This is a genomic window from Atopococcus tabaci DSM 17538, from assembly GCF_000429585.1.
Classification (GTDB): Bacteria; Bacillota; Bacilli; order Lactobacillales; family Carnobacteriaceae_A; genus Atopococcus; species Atopococcus tabaci.
In genome coordinates this window covers 21102-36281 of the sequence record NZ_AUCD01000008.1, presented here as the reverse complement: position 1 = coordinate 36281, position 15180 = coordinate 21102, and the positions used below count along the sequence as shown (strand labels likewise).

14 protein-coding genes are annotated in these 15180 nt (G+C 46.9%); 13 read left to right on the top strand and 1 reads right to left on the bottom strand.

The genetic code is table 11. From position 1 onward, the window contains the following. Window positions 1–397 precede the first annotated feature (397 nt). From G470_RS0102385 to G470_RS0102365, 5 genes are read left to right on the top strand one after another with little or no spacing between them, the layout of a single operon-like run. Window positions 398–1219 (top strand): zinc ribbon domain-containing protein, encoded by an 822-nt coding sequence (locus G470_RS0102385; protein ID WP_028273437.1) that lies wholly within the window; start codon window positions 398–400, stop codon window positions 1217–1219. A 12-nt stretch (window positions 1220–1231) separates the two neighbouring features. Continuing rightward, window positions 1232–1963, top strand: coding sequence for a zinc ribbon domain-containing protein (locus G470_RS0102380; protein WP_028273436.1), 732 nt, complete (start codon window positions 1232–1234; stop codon window positions 1961–1963). Continuing rightward, window positions 1963–2490: a hypothetical protein gene (locus tag G470_RS0102375; RefSeq protein WP_156907907.1), complete on the top strand. Its 528-nt coding sequence runs from the start codon at window positions 1963–1965 to the stop codon at window positions 2488–2490. The genes G470_RS0102380 and G470_RS0102375 overlap by 1 nt, the downstream gene beginning before the upstream one ends. Before the next feature lie 48 nt (window positions 2491–2538). Then, complete coding sequence (locus G470_RS0102370) at window positions 2539–3258, top strand: hypothetical protein (RefSeq protein ID WP_028273434.1); 720 nt, start codon at window positions 2539–2541, stop codon at window positions 3256–3258. A gap of 31 nt (window positions 3259–3289) precedes the next feature. After that, complete coding sequence (locus G470_RS0102365) at window positions 3290–4687, top strand: zinc ribbon domain-containing protein (protein ID WP_028273433.1); 1398 nt, start codon at window positions 3290–3292, stop codon at window positions 4685–4687. Window positions 4688–5022: 335 nt separating this feature from the next. Here the strand turns inward: G470_RS0102365 and G470_RS0102360 are convergent, their stop codons facing one another. Further along, entirely contained in the window at window positions 5023–5943 is a 921-nt protein-coding gene (locus G470_RS0102360; protein WP_035444889.1) for an ArsR/SmtB family transcription factor, read from the bottom strand. Between the two features lie 148 nt (window positions 5944–6091). Here G470_RS0102360 and G470_RS0102355 point away from each other — a divergent pair, with 148 nt between their 5' ends. The 8 genes from G470_RS0102355 (at window position 6092) to G470_RS0102320 (ending at window position 15171) form a co-directional block, all read left to right on the top strand. Beyond that, window positions 6092–7861, top strand: coding sequence for a glycoside hydrolase family 2 protein (locus tag G470_RS0102355; RefSeq protein ID WP_035444887.1), 1770 nt, complete (start codon window positions 6092–6094; stop codon window positions 7859–7861). A gap of 15 nt (window positions 7862–7876) precedes the next feature. Next, the gene (locus G470_RS12425) at window positions 7877–9256 is read left to right on the top strand and encodes an MFS transporter (protein ID WP_051258373.1); all 1380 of its coding nucleotides are present in this window, start codon (window positions 7877–7879) and stop codon (window positions 9254–9256) included. A 189-nt stretch (window positions 9257–9445) separates the two neighbouring features. Next, window positions 9446–10039, top strand: coding sequence for a M23 family metallopeptidase (locus G470_RS13730; protein ID WP_051258372.1), 594 nt, complete (start codon window positions 9446–9448; stop codon window positions 10037–10039). A gap of 125 nt (window positions 10040–10164) precedes the next feature. Further along, the gene (locus G470_RS0102340) at window positions 10165–10728 is read left to right on the top strand and encodes a sugar O-acetyltransferase (RefSeq protein WP_028273430.1); all 564 of its coding nucleotides are present in this window, start codon (window positions 10165–10167) and stop codon (window positions 10726–10728) included. 233 nt (window positions 10729–10961) lie between these two features. Continuing rightward, a complete protein-coding gene (locus G470_RS0102335) occupies window positions 10962–13010 on the top strand; it encodes a BglG family transcription antiterminator (protein WP_028273429.1) in 2049 nt (682 codons plus the stop codon). A gap of 138 nt (window positions 13011–13148) precedes the next feature. Continuing rightward, on the top strand, window positions 13149–13589 hold the full coding sequence (locus tag G470_RS0102330) for a PTS sugar transporter subunit IIA (RefSeq protein WP_028273428.1): 441 nt from the start codon (window positions 13149–13151) through the stop codon (window positions 13587–13589). Next, window positions 13586–13855, top strand: coding sequence for a PTS sugar transporter subunit IIB (locus G470_RS0102325; RefSeq protein WP_028273427.1), 270 nt, complete (start codon window positions 13586–13588; stop codon window positions 13853–13855). Before G470_RS0102330 ends, G470_RS0102325 begins: the two co-directional genes overlap by 4 nt. 17 nt (window positions 13856–13872) lie before the next feature. Then, entirely contained in the window at window positions 13873–15171 is a 1299-nt protein-coding gene (locus tag G470_RS0102320) for a PTS ascorbate transporter subunit IIC (RefSeq protein WP_028273426.1), read from the top strand. Window positions 15172–15180 lie beyond the last annotated feature (9 nt).

Here is a 15180-nt window from a genome sequence, read left to right as displayed (position 1 = left end):
AATGAAAAGGATTTCTTATAAAAACTTCAGTTTTGCTTAAATTAACTGGAAAATATCTTGACCGGTTAACGTTGTGGTGGAAAATCGCATTAATAAAATTGTTGTTTTTTAAGGGAGAAAATTATCTTTTCACTAAGACTTTTCTTTCCGTTGAAAATGTATAATTGCATAGTCTAATTAATTTTTACTCTTTTTCTTTGTGGGTATAGGAAAAGAAGACGGTTCTCTTTTATGCGATTCCATGATTGCACAGAAGAGAGAAGGAAAGAAAGGAGGGACAGGAAAAGACGGACCGGCGCATGAACGGCTTAGCATTACGCTTTTTACATAAGAAAGATCAAGAGCTGTCCGGCTGGTACTGCCCATTAGAGTTTTAACCAAAAGTCAGGAGGAAATCATGAATTATTGTACACAATGCGGAAATGAACTGCAGGAAAATGCGTTGTTTTGTGCCCAGTGCGGGACACGGAAAGGGGAGACCGTTCCAAAGTCTGACACAGTGGAACTCAATGCCGAACAAGTGAAAGCTAAATTGACCCAGACTTTGTCCAAAACAAAAGGGACTATTGAAAAAAGCGGCTACCTTGATTATTTAAAAGAAACGGCAGCAGCGCCTTCTCGGTCATTGGAGAAATCGGCTTCGAACGTGGGGTGGATTCATTTTAGTGTCTTGACGCTTGTTACCATGCTTTCTTTGTATGGCCTTATCGCGGGCGTCGTCAATATGGCGTTCAATGAAATGGCAATGGGCTTGTTTTCCGGATTCGGAAGCAGTGTGATGTCTGAAGTGAGAAGCATCGCCTTGCCGAGATTGTTGATGGTTTCGTTGACGTATTACGCCATTTTTGCCGGAGCGGCATTTGCAGGATTGAAAGTCCTCTCCCGCAGCACCCAGTCCTTTGCGGAGACATTGGTGCAGTATGGCGGATTGTTCACTCCCAACATGGTGCTTCTTGCCGTGATGGGCGTTCTCACTTATTTCTTTGCATCTGAAGGCACTCTGTATTTTGCTGGCTTCACATTGGGGTTTGTCATTCTGCTTTCATTGATGGGGTTCAACTATTTCTTGTACTCGCGTTCCATCAAAAACAAAATGGACACGCTCTACGTGCTTTTGCTGAGCAATATCGCATTGTTCTTTGTGATTGCACTTGTGCTGTACATCCAAATTGAACCATTGTTGACAGCATTGGACAACATTTCCCAGTATGGCTGGTAAGGAGGCAAAAAAATGAATTATTGTACAGATTGCGGCTCGCAGCTTAAAGAAAGCGCAAAATTTTGCAAAGAATGTGGAGCTGAAACGAATGTTGAAATTGTAGCATCTTCAGTCGAAGTGACTGCTGTAGAACAGACACATAAAACAGCGGACCGCCAACAAGCATCCGCACAGGCAAAACCAAGTGCCGCGGAAGAATCTTTCTTCAACTTCTTAGAATTCTTCAAGCAGGCAGTGATCCATCCGACATCGGTATTCAGCCAAATGGATTGGATTAACGGCATCATCAGCTTGGCTGTTTTCACGTTAATCCAAGCAACCGTCCTGAAAGAGGTATCGGCTTATTCGTTGAGTCAAGGGATTATCCATGCGCCTCTGCCTTTCTTGCCTACTTGGATCCAAAACATGCTGCTTCAAGCAGTTATCGTCGGATTGTTGTTTGTTGTGAATAAACTGGTTTTCCGTGCACCTGTCTCTATCAAAAATGTGGTGACAGAGTATGGGGGAATGATGGCAGTACAGTCCGCCTTGTTGATTTTGGCTGCTGTATTTGGCTTGGTCAGTGAAGCTGGAAAAGGAATAGTGATGATTGTGGCAATGTTGAATCAGCTCAATATCATCACGATGTATTTGTTCGCAAACCGAGAAAGAGGCACGAGAAAACTGGATGGGTATTACCAAATCATCCTTTCTTATTTTGCATTGACTGTTTTGACCTCCTTATTGTTGGGTAGCGTGGGATAATGGGGAAAATAACGTGCAGAAATTGCAACAGCGTGTTGAACCAGGCGACCGCCTTTTGTCCTGTCTGCGGCCAAAAGCTGCAGCCGAAAAAGAAACCGAAAAGTTCTCTCTTAAAAAACAAATGGCTGTTGGGCGGCATCGCATTGGTTGCGGTGGCTGGACTTGGGACTGCGGCGGTTTTTGTGTTTTCGGATAATCAGCCAGTGAAACCGTCTGGAGAAACAGTCGAAACAGCTGAAAAACCAGTTCCTGAAAGCGAAGAGATTCAGCCGGTTCAAGAAGAAGTGGTGGAAGACGTGGCATATGAGGAATTCATAGGGTACTGGATGCCGTTTGATACCTACAGCATCACGGAATATCCAATGGGCAACTATGGATTTTATATTGGAGATGACTTCACACTCTACGTGGAAATTCCAGGAGAAGCTTGGTATGCACACACACATGACTTTTCCATTGAAGGCAACACGTTGACCACATGGGAAGAGAATTTGGATGCCATGGAAATCAGCGAATACTTGGAATGAGGAGTAAGGGATTACGTCGAAAGAGAAAAAAGGGAGAACCGGTATACGTTGTTCCAAGAGGATGACCGCGACCGCTTAGCGATTCATGCATCAGGCGTGGTATTGCAGCGAGTCTCGGAAGATGAACTGGCTTCCACTTCGATCGACGGAAGCGACACTTATCTGTACCCTGCTTTTGCGGAACATGCGGCCGATCAAACCGATTATTTACGTCAAATGTACAAGGATTTGAATGAAGACGCCGTCCGGTATACCACTTATCCGATTGAAGAAGACAGTATCACCATCCATCTGGAAAATTACCCGTACAGTTTAGGCGAGTTGTCAGAAGAACAGCTGCTGGAAGAAAAACAAGTGATCCAAGGAGAACGCTCTCATCCCGAAACAGATGTGTCGGAGGAAGAAGCGGTTGAGCAACTGTTGACGGGTTCGTTTGAGAGCACTCCCTCATATGACTACGTCAAGCACTGGGACTTGGGATATCACTTTCATAATGACGAAATAACAACCGGTGTCACAGTAGGGCATGGTGCCCGGACCAATTGGAGTTCAGGGCCGGCTTACAGCGACATAGCAGACGTGGCGTTTTCCGATCATGTGTATACCGTCCATTACACAGAATCCACGGTCTCTCCTGATAAAGTCGACCGATTCTATCGGATCAGCGAAGATATTTTGTATGCAGAAGATGAAAACGGGGAATTCACCGTACGGTACGAACAAGGAACAGACTGGAAAGATTTCCAAGGATTACCAGACCGGGAATGACCCATGAGTTTATGAAACGAGGCGAAAAAAAATGAAACAATGTGAACATTGTCAACACCAAAACGAAGCGGACGCGAAGTTTTGTGAAAACTGCGGGAAAGAAATGGGCGCTCAGTCCGCTGCGTCGATTCCAACAGAGGTTCCAAAAGCAGTACCCCGACGTAAAGAAGACCGGAAGCCGCTGACGAAGAAACAAAAAATCACGGTTGCTGCGGCAGGTGCTGCTGCGGTCGTTTTGATTGGAGGGTACGCATTCGCTGAGAACTACTATAGCTTTGAAAATCAAGCGCAGCGCTATGTGGAAGTTTTGAACACAGGAGAAGCCAAGAAGATAGCGGGTGTTGCCACGTCAACGGATTTGAACTTTGACATCACAGAAGAGTCTGTCCAACCCTATGCAGACTATATTAAAGAAAACAAAAGTTATGTGCAGAGTCTGCAAAGCCAAATGGCAGACGAATATTCAGCGACGGATGCCAGTTACGATGTGTACTTGAACCAAAATGGGAAAAAATTCTTTCTTTTCGATAACTATGACCTCGTCATGAATTCTGTCTACGTGGATTTGTCCACTAATATGGAAGGCGCGGCTTTGGCGATGAATGGAGAAGAAGTGGCGCAAGCTGATTCGGATGACTATTCCACAACTGTCGGACCGATTGCGCCCGGGAAATACACATTCGCTTCCCGTTCCGGAAGCGGCGTATCCGAATTAACCAATGAACAGCAAGTGGAGTTTGTCGACGGATACTACGAAAATTATGTGGATTTGTCTTTGACAGGCGTCGATTTCGATGTGGTCTCCAATGTGGAAGATGCAATGGTTTATTTGAACGACAAGGAAATCGGCCAGCTGACAGAAGGAGAAGCTTCTTTTGGACCGGTATCCTGGCAGGAAGACAGCGTCATTACCCTCAAAAAAGAATACCCCGGCGGAGTTTTGGAATCGGGACCAGTGGATTTGGGTGATTACGACGATGTCTACAGCATTGATTTGCTGATCATTGATGAATACGAAGCGGAACAACTCCTGTCCAGCATGTATTACTATGCTGAACAATTGACATCTTATGATGACAGCGATACGTTCGAGTCATTGGAAGAATTGTTGGTGGGCGGAACAGAAAACGCCTTGTACCAAACTTTCACGAACATCGGGAAGAAACTTCGCGACGATGAAGAGGTCAGTTACGTGAACTATGAACCTACTTTGGTGAGCCTCGAACAAACGGACATTTACACGTATAAAGCGGTGTATGAAATGGACTCCGAAACAAATTACAGCTATAGCTCAGGCAAAGAAGATGAAGAAAGCACATTGACTTTCAACGCGGTATTCAAAGTGGAAAATCCTGAAGTGACAGGAGACGGGTATTACAACGCATATGAGTACGATTTGAAAGTGGAAACAGCTGAATTAGCGGAATAAAAAAAGGATGAGACTGGGACTTTTGTCCTAGTCTCATTTTTATTGTGCTTCAATTTAAACTGGAAGGTCTTTTTATTCCCTCACTTTAATATAAGAGCCCTGTATTTCAAGCTCGGCTCTCAGTTTGCGGCGTGAGTTTGAAATAGACGGGGTCTAAATGAAACTGGAGTTTGTTTGGGAAGCGTGAGTTTGAAATAGGTGCTCTCTAAGTGAAACTTAGCTCTGGTTGGGAGTCGTGAGTTTGATTTCCACTGCAAAGCCGCGCAACCACAAAAAGGCATTGGTGAGTTGCTTTGACTCACCAATGCCAAATAAAGAAGAACCATTTTGATTCTTCAATAAAAATACTTCACCTTAATGTGCTGCGCATAATCTCCGAAGTGTTCGCCAAACAAGTTGAGCCCGCCTGAATTGGGGGTGTCGGCAGGGGCGGTAATTTGGAAGTCCAGCGCATTTTTTTGGACCGCCAACACTTCTTCAAGGGTGCAGCCGCTCACTTTCAAGCCGTTCAAAAAAGTTCCTTCATCGGATACTTTTAGCGTAATCAATTCACCGTATTCGGTTCCGAGTTCCCACCAAGAGGGAGTGTAATTTCCTTTTCTGCCGCCGTAATCCCCGGGAGCGGTCCACGTCACCAAATCGATGCCGTTGAGAGAAAACGCGATGTCCGATTTGAACCGGTTGTTGTATCCGGGATACTCGGCACAAATTTCAAAAGAAATCTCCAAGGAAGCCAAGTCATCCAACGCGATGTCATAGGTCGGGATAAAGTAGGCAATGTGTCCGGAGGTGAACCAGATGAGCTGGATTTTCTCTCTTTCAGGATAATAAAACACATCTGGGTTGTCGATGTGCCCGATCAATGATTGCTTGGAGGCCATGCCGCACGGTTCAGATACATGAAAATCATGGTACGATCCGATGGGGATGGATTTTTCCACCATCCGTTCATTTGGCGCTTCGTAGTTGTTGTTGAAAATCAACATCACTTCGTAAGCATTCAACTGGCACATTTTCAAACGGCCGCGAATGCCTTTTTCAGAATACGAGCGGATGATGTCCGCTTTTTCAAGGATATTCACATGTTTCGTAATCACGGCAGAAGACAATCCCAGCTCGCTGCTGATGTCTTGAATGGATAAACTTTTATTTTGGATCAGTTCGATGATTTTCAATCGTGTCTCCGAAGCTAAGGCGCTGAAGAACGGACTGTGGCTTGAATCAACCTTTAGATACGTACGGTTCACTTCTTTCATTATCATCCTCCTCAACGTGTTTAAATATAGTATACCATTTGAACAACAAACTGTTGACAGCGGAATCATTCTTTCTTATTATTGTAATTAGCTAATTGATTAACTGAAGTACGAAATAGCTAATCAGTCATAAGGGGGAAAACAAACTATGTTGGATTATGAGAAATTGTCGTTTCCGAATCCTCAGAAAATACGTAAAAATTGGAAAGATTTGAATGGAAAATGGGATTTTTATTTTGATAAAGATGAAAGCGCGAACAGACATGAGCCGCTGCCGAGTGAACGGTTTGATCAAGAAATCGTGGTGCCCTATAGTTACACTTTCGAGAAATCAGGCATCGAAGAAAGCACATATTATCCGGTCGTTTGGTACCGCTTAAAATTTGAAGCGGAAAAGAAAGCGGGCAAACGGTACGTATTGAATTTTGAAGCGGTGGATTACCGCAGTGACATTTGGCTGAACGGTGTCCATGTCGCGTCCCATCAAGGAGGGCACGTGCCATTTGAGATTGATGTGACGGATGAATTGAAAGCGGTCAACGAACTGCAAGTGCGGGTGGAAGACTACAACGAACCGGCTCAGCCACTTGGAAAGCAAAGCTGGAAGCAGTCGAACTTCTTGTGCTGGTACACGCGCACCATCGGCATTTGGCAAAACGTGTGGCTGGAAGAAACCGGCGAAGTGTATTTGACAAATCATCAAATCAAACCGAACATCCACGAAGCAGAGCTGGAGATTGACGCCATGATCAACCGTGACGTTCCGGCAAGCTTGATCGTCGAAGTCAGTTACCAAGGACAAACAATCACGAAAGCAAGCACGATGTTCAAAAACCGCCGCGCGAAGTTTTCAGTGGATGTGAGCAGCGACTTAGCGAACTTCCGTCTGTTCTTCTGGCATCCGGACAGCCCTGAATTGTATGACGTCACATACCGTGTGGAATATGCTGGGGAAGTGACGGATGACATCACCGGGTACTTCGGCATGCGGGACATCGAAGCGCGCAACAACAAAGTCTACTTGAACGACCAAGAGTTTTATCAAAAGTTGATTTTGAACCAAGGCTATTACCATGATGGCGGCATGACCGGAACAACAGAAGAAATGTTGGATGATTTGTTGAAGGTCAAAGAGATGGGCTTCAACGGCATCCGGATGCACCAAAAGATTGAAAACCACAAACTGCTGTATATGTGTGATGCATTGGGATTGGTGATGTGGGCAGAGATGCCAAGTTTCTTCGAGTTCAGCAACGAAGCGGTTGAAAACGTTTTTGAAGAGATTCCAGGATTTGTCCAAAAACACATCAACCACCCGAGTGTTATCGCCTATGTTGTCATGAACGAATCCTGGGGCGTCAACGAGATTTCCCATAACGAAGAAGAGCAGCATTTGGTGAACGCGTTGTATTACAAAGTAAAAAGCTTGGACCGCACGCGGTTGGTCATCGGAAACGACGGATGGGAACAGACGCTGACAGACATCAGCACCATCCATGACTACAACTCGAACGAAGAAACGATGGCACAAAGTTACGAGGACAAAACCGATGCCTTTGAAACGAGCCCATCGAAAACGAGCGGCCGCAAAATGTTCTGCGATGGCTACGTGAACGAGGACGTGCCGTTCATGGTGAGCGAATACGGCGGAGTGGCTTACCAGGAAGAAGAAGTGGAAGCGGCTTGGGGCTACGGCGAGCGCATCGCTTCAAAAGAAGAAGTGATCGACAAAATTGCCGCCCTCACAGAAGTCGTCATGGACATCCCTTACGGCGTTGGCTTCTGCTACACGCAACTGACGGATGTGGAGCAAGAAGTCAACGGCTTGTTAAACCACCGTCATGAATACAAATTCGATCCGGCAGTGATTCGGTCCATCTTGGAGTCAAAACGTCAGTACGGATTCATCTTTAAATAACCAGGAGGAATAAAAATGGAGCACGCAACTCAGCAAGAAGCTGTTGTATATGAAAAAATACCCTTTAAAGAATACCTCGCGTACTTTTGTTACGGCTTCGGACAATGTTTCAGCTTTGGATTGGTTGGAACGTTCATCTTGTACTTTTACACAGACATTTTGGGAATCACAGCCGGGGCAGCCAGTATCATCTTTTTGATTGCACGTTTGTGGGACGCATTCAATGACCCTATGGTTGCCGGAATCATGGACTCGCGCCAGACAAAAACTGGGAAGTTCAGAGGGTATTTGAAATTCACCCCGATCTTGATTGTTGCTTCCACGATTTTGTGCTTTATGTCTCCGGACATCAGCACAACCGGTAAAGTGATTTATGCGGGAGCCACTTATATTTTGTGGGGAACTGTCTACACGATTTCTGACATCCCGTTCTGGTCCATTGCAGCGGTCATTTCCAAAAACGGACAAGACCGCACGAACTTGCTGACGACAGCCAACTTAGGTGTATACGGCGGACAAGGACTTGTCGGATTCGTCGTACCGTTGATGGTCGGCATGTTCCGCAACAACAACTTTGCGGCCGACACCAGCTACTTGTTGACTGTCAGTGTCATCATGGTAGTTGCGTACTTCTTGATGTTGTTCGGCTACAAAAACGTGAAAGAGCGGGTCGACACCAAACGTGACGAGAAAGTGAAAGTCAGCGACTTGATCGATTCGTTGAAAGCCAACAATTACTTATTCAAGATTTTGTTGATTTTCTTCTTGAACATTTTCATGAATATCGTTCAAGGCATCATCGTTTACTTCTTTACGTATAACTTGAGTGCACCGGAATTGATGAGTACATTCGGATTGATCGGAACGTTCAGTGCGGTCGGATTTTTCTTAATTCCGGCATTGACGAAACGATTCAAAAAGCGGAATTTATTGATGACGATTTTGGTGATGGATATCGCACTCCGTATTGCCTTCTTTGCAATTGGTTACGACAACGTGGGATTGGTCATTGCATTCTTGGCGATCACACAGACTCTGTATTCCTCAACTGGCCCATTGATTTCATCCATGCTGGCCGAAACGATTGAGTACAGTGAAGTGAAAACCGGCAAACGCTTCGAAGCGATCGCATTCAGCGGGCAGACGTTTACCGGGAAATTGTCCGTGGCTCTTGCTGGAGCGACTACCGGAATCATTTTGTCCGTGATCGGTTACCAGCCGAACGTGGCGCAATCTCCTGAGACACTGACCGGATTGTTCTTCGTCATTTCCTTGCTGCCGGCATTGGGGTCATTGTTGAGACTCCTATTGCTTATGCGCTATGACTACACCGAGACAGAATTTAATGAAGCTTTGAAGATTTTAGAAGAAAGAAAAGCTGCAAAAGAACAGTAAACGCAAAGAGGTTCCGTCCAATCGGCGGAACCTCTTTTATAACCATCATTTGTTACGAAAAAGCGTTTTTTGATTACAGTTATGTTAAAAAAGAAAAAATGTGTAGTTATAATCAAAAAAATCAGTATACTAATAAAGTATTCTAAATTCTGAGAAACCAATTTGACCTTAAAGGAGAAGAACAGCCACATGACCGTACGCACGATCACACATAAAGTGTCAGAAACATTTAAACAGCGTGTACTTAAAGGTTCTGTTAAATGGATTGTCGCCGCCGCTTCTTTCACCGTGTTAGCCGGATCCGCAAGCATGGAGGCCTATACTGCAGATGTTCCTACTGAAGCTCCTTCTCAAGAAATGATTGTAAAAGTGGCTGGGAAAACAACCGCCATTCCAAAACTGAAAATACCAGCAAAAGGCAGAGTGAGCTCTCCTTTCGGCTACCGCATTCACCCGATTTATAAAACAAGAAAATTCCATGCCGGAATTGATATCGCCGGCAGCGGTCCGATTGTGTCTGCCCAAAGCGGGAAAGTCACACGCGTCCGCTACGACAAAGGCTGGGGCTGGTACGTGAAAATAGATCATGGAAACGGCTTGCAAACCTTGTATGCCCACATGAAAACAGGCAGCTTGAAAGTCAAGGAAGGCCAGAAAGTCAAAGCCGGACAGCAAATCGGCACGATGGGCACAACCGGCGCATCCACCGGCGTCCACTTGCACTTTGAAGTTTACTTGAACAACAAACAAGTCAATCCCGCACCGTATATTGGATTGAAATAATAATTTTTGAGCCGTCCTCTTATAGAAAGAGGGCGGCTTTTTTCACGCAAATTTATCTGTTCTTTGCGAGATGACTACGCTAAAATAAAAAGAAAGCCTTATCATTTGGCTGAAGGAGAGCTCACATGAATGCATACGATAAGCTGCACAGCAGAGAAATTTATGACCCCAACGATGCGGAGGTGCTGGCCCGTCAACAGGTGTGCTTGGAGAAGTTGTACGACTTTAACGCAACGCGTCCATCTGAAGGCAAGAAGAGGGCGGAGCTGCTTCAAGAGATGTTTGCGGAAATTGGAGAAGGCTGCTACATCGAGCCGCCGCTACGAGCCAACTGGGGAGGCCAGCATGTACATTTCGGGAAAAAGGTGTATGCGAATTTCAACCTCACACTGGTGGATGATACGCATATTTACATAGGAGATTATGTGATGATCGGCCCGAACGTGACCATTTCAGCAGGGACGCACCCGATCAAGCCGGAGCTGCGCAGAAAAGGGCTGCAATACAATCTGCCTGTCCGCATCGAGGATAACGTGTGGGTTGGGTCAGGCGTTCAAATCATGCCGGGCGTGACCATCGGAGAAAACTCCATCATCGGAGCAGGCAGCGTCGTGACAAAAGATATTCCGAAAAATGTGGTGGCGGTGGGGAACCCATGTCGGGTGATGCGGGAAATTGGGGAAGAATGAGGTCGGTAAGGAAGCAGCAAGCTGGATCGGAAGCTGGACTCAATTAATGAAGTGGCGCTGGATATTTGGTTCAGTTCATTAATTGGAAGGTTCTACTAATGAACTGAGGTGATTTTTTGCCTCTACTTCATTAATTGGCCCTCTCTATTAATGGAGTGAGCGACAAATTTGAGTTTACTTCAGTAATAGAAGAGGGGAAACAAAGCGCCTCATAAAATAAGGAGGGGAAGCCCATGTACCCAGAAGAACGGTTGAAATGGTTGCTGGAGTACTTATTGGAGATGCGTCAGCCAGTTGGTTCATCAGCTATTGCGCAAGAAATGAAGGTTTCCCGGCGGACGGTCCAGTATGACATCAAGCGGTTGGACGAGTGGCTGGAGACTCAAGGCTTTTCCCCGGTGCAGCAGATTCATAAAGAAGGCTTTTTTCTGAAAAAAGCAGAAAAAGATGCCATCAAGCAAAAGCTGGGCGAATTGGATGAGACACGTGTGTTCACACCGCTTGAGCGGAAAATCCGTTTGTTGTTTTGGGTAGCGCTGAGCGACAAGAGGCTCGTTAATGAAGACATTGCGTATTTGAACGATGTCAGCCGAGCCACGGTGATGCAAGACTTGAAAGAATTGAAACAGGAGATGGCGCCTTATTTTGTCGAGCTGGGGCATGACCCGAAGAAAGGGAAAAACTTGAAAGGGGAAGAACAGCACATCCGGCAGTTTCTGGTCTTGTATTGTTTGGAACAGCATCGTGAAACCACGTTGACGCAGGAGCTGCTGCTGATTCAAGAAAACTGGGAAGAGCTGGAGTTCGAAACGCTGCATCAAACGGTGTCGGAAAACCTCAACAAAGTGGAAGAGGTGTTTGGTGTTCATTACACAGATGAGATGCAGGAGCTTCTTTTGCAGATCGCGTTATTGTTTCTCGTGCGCATCCGACAAGGACACATTGTAGAAGCAGGAACTTCTGACAGCAGCCTCCTCCAAAAATCAGGAGAACTTCTTTACCAAACAGTGTTGGAAGACCATTGGCTGGCCGCTCATCCGGAAGAAGCGGTTTTCATCGGTCAATTCCTGTTCGGGGCAAACCGGCTGCGGGATGAGACGGAAACCGAAGCCCGGCTGGAACACTGTGTGGAAGAAGTCATCCACCGGTTTGAAAAGTTCGCTTCAGTGACATTCGATCAGCGGGGCCAACTGAAAAAAGATTTGATTCTCCATCTTAAGCCCGCGTTCTTCCGTATCATGTATGGGTTCCATACCTCCCTTTCCATATATGAAGACATCCAAAAGGATTATTCGGAAGTGTACGAACTCACGAAACTCGCGGTGCAGCCGTTTGAAGAGCTGCTCGGAAAACGAGTGCCGGAAAACGAGTTGGCACTGATCGCCATTTTGTTCGGTGGGTATTTGCGCCGGGAGAAAAATCCTTTGGTCCAACAAATGACGCTTCAAATCGTGTGTTCCAAAGGCATTGGGACGTCGCGTTTCATTGAAAACCAGTTGAAAGAACTGCTGCCGGGGCGGGTGGCGTTTCTGCCGCCGCTTTCGTTGAGGAAATTTGAAGAAAAGCAGCCTGACGCCGATTTGATCGTCACCACCATCCCTTTGGAAGCGAAAGGACGGAAAGTGGTGACGGTGGAGCCCTTGTTGACCCAAACGCAAAAAGAAGCCGTCCTCATGGAAATGGGATTGAGCACACAAAGCGTGTCTTCCCGGCCGATTGCTGATTTGCTGGATGTGATTGAACGGCATGCGACCATCCATAACAGAAGCGCATTGAAAGCCGATTTGGAACGTTTTTTGTATGCCAAATCTGCACCAGACAAACAACCCGGCGGAAAAAGTCTCTTGGATTCGCTTCCGGAGTCGCATATCCGGTTTGAAAAGCAGGCGGCAGACTGGCCGAGCGCCATTTGGAAAGCGGCTGAACCGCTGCTGGAAAAAGGGTTCATCACCGACGACTACCCGAGGGCGATGATTGAAAATATTTTGGAATTCGGACCTTATGTGGTCTTGGCTCCAGGAGTGGCGATGCCGCATGCGGAAGCCGCTAGAGGCGTCCGCCGGTCAGGGATGAGTTTGCTGCTCTTGGAAGAGCCAGTCCCGTTTTCCGATAAAGAACGAGACCAAATTTCTGTTGTATTGGTACTGGCTTCCGACAACCAGTCTGATCATTTGCAGGCCTTGCGGGAATGGGGAAAGATTATTGGGAAACCGTCGTTTCTCGAGAAACTGAAACAGGCTGCGCAAGCCAAAGACGTACGCGAACTTCTCGCTTCCATTTGAATGAGACTTCTCTTTTCGTAAAGAGGGGTCTATTTTTTTGCGCGAATAAATGAAAGAATTTGCTCTTTTTTCATTGAGGGGAACTTGGTATCTTAAAGGTGAAGAAAGCGATACCAAAAAGAGAAGAGGAGGCGAGTCATGTCTTTTTTGGATGAAACGCTTGTGCGGCTGAATGTGCAGGCGGAAAACGCAGAAGACGCCATCCGGCAGTCAGGAAGGTTGTTGGTCGAAGAAGGCTATGCAGAAGAAGGCTACATTCAGGCGATGGTGGATTCGTACCGGGAAAATGGAGCGTATTTTGTGATTGCGCCATCTGTGGCCATTCCGCATGCCCGGCCGGAAACCGGCGCGTTGGAGTCCGCCATTTCATTTGTGCAATTGACGGAAGGGGTGGCATTCGGCCACGAAGCAAACGATCCGGTCCGTCTGGTATTCGGGTTGTCGGCTGCGTCAAGTGAGGAACACGTCAAAGTGATCCAAAAAATCGCTAAGCTGCTGGGAAAAAAAGGCAACATTGACAAACTGTTGGAAGCCGATTCGTATGATGTGATTCATCAATTAAAGGAGGAAATAAAATGAAAATTTTGACGGTATGCGGTGTGGGGCAAGGAACCAGCTTGATTTTGAAAATGACGGTGGAAGATGTGCTGACGAAAATGGGTGTGCAGGCAGATGTTGAAAACACGGATGTCTCGACGGCTCGTGCCATGAACAGCGACATCATCGTATTGAGCCAAGATTTGGCCAACACATTGGGCGAAGAAACAGGCGCAGAAGTGGTCGTGGTAAACAACTACTTTGACGAAGACGAAGTGGAAGCCGCCCTCAGCAAAGTCATCAAATGACGAAAGGATGAGATAGAGTGGAAATCATCACATGGATAGCCAATAACTTTTTCGGCACACCTGCGATTCTCCTCGGTGTGATTGTGCTGATCGGTTTGCTGCTGCAAAAGAAACCGGCCAGCCAGGTCATCACCGGAACCTTCAAAGCCATCATCGGATTTTTGATCATCGACGCAGGTTCCGGAATCATCGTCGGCGCGTTGACGGTGTTCGAACCGATGTGGGCGGAAGTGTTCGGACTGGAGGCGACGGAGCTTGGTTCCTATATGGGGCAGGAAGCCTTCAACGCCCAGTTTGGGAGTGCCGTGACGCTTGCCATGACACTCGGCTTTTTGTTGAACGTGTTGTTGGCCCGTTTCACACCGTTCAAATACATTTATTTGACAGGGCACATGATGTTTTGGACCACGACAATTTTTGCCGGAACCATCGTCCAGGCCGCTGGAGGAGACATCGGATTTTGGCCACTGGTCTTGATGCTGACAGTCATTTTGGGAATTTACTGGACACTGCAGCCGGCAGTCACCCAGCCAATGGTGCGGCGCATCACCGGAGGCGACAAGATTGCCTTAGGGCACACCTCCGCGAGTGCCGGTCTCCTTGGGGCGTTGATGGGGAAACTGTTTGGGAACAAGGAGCAGGATTCTGAAAAGATCAAGATGCCAAGCGGATTGGAATTTTTGCGTGACAACAACGTCATCACCGCTTTAACCATGGCGCTATTGTTCTTGGTGGGAGCCGTCATCCTCTTGACGCGCGACACACCGGGAGCACAGGCTCTGATGGAAAGTGCTGGAAATCAAAGTTTTGTCGTCTATTCCTTGATCCAGTCGTTCCGCTTCGCAGCCGGTATTGCGGTTGTGCTGCAAGGGGTGCGCTTGTTTGTCGGTGAAATCGTACCGGCTTTCCGCGGAATCGCCACGAAAGTCGTCCCGGGCGCTCGTCCAGCATTGGATGCACCGGTATTGTACACCTATGCACCGAACTCTGTGATCCTTGGATTTTTGGGAGCCTTTCTTGGAGCCATCATTTGGCTGGTCGTTTTAGGTGCGACCGTCGGATATGTCTTCGTGCCGACGATGATCGTGTTGTTCTTCCATGGGGCAGTCGGGGGGATTTTCGGAAACGAAACCGGCGGAGTCCGCGGGGCGCTGCTGGGCGGGTTTGCGACAGCCACTCTCGTTGCCTGGGGACAATACTTCATGGTGTCGTTTTTGGTGGACACCACCGTCCCGGATACGGCGATGTGGGCGGCGGACTCGGACATGTTCCTCTTGAGCCCGATTATTCGCCTATTGGCAGAACTGTTCTTCTAATAAACTGAA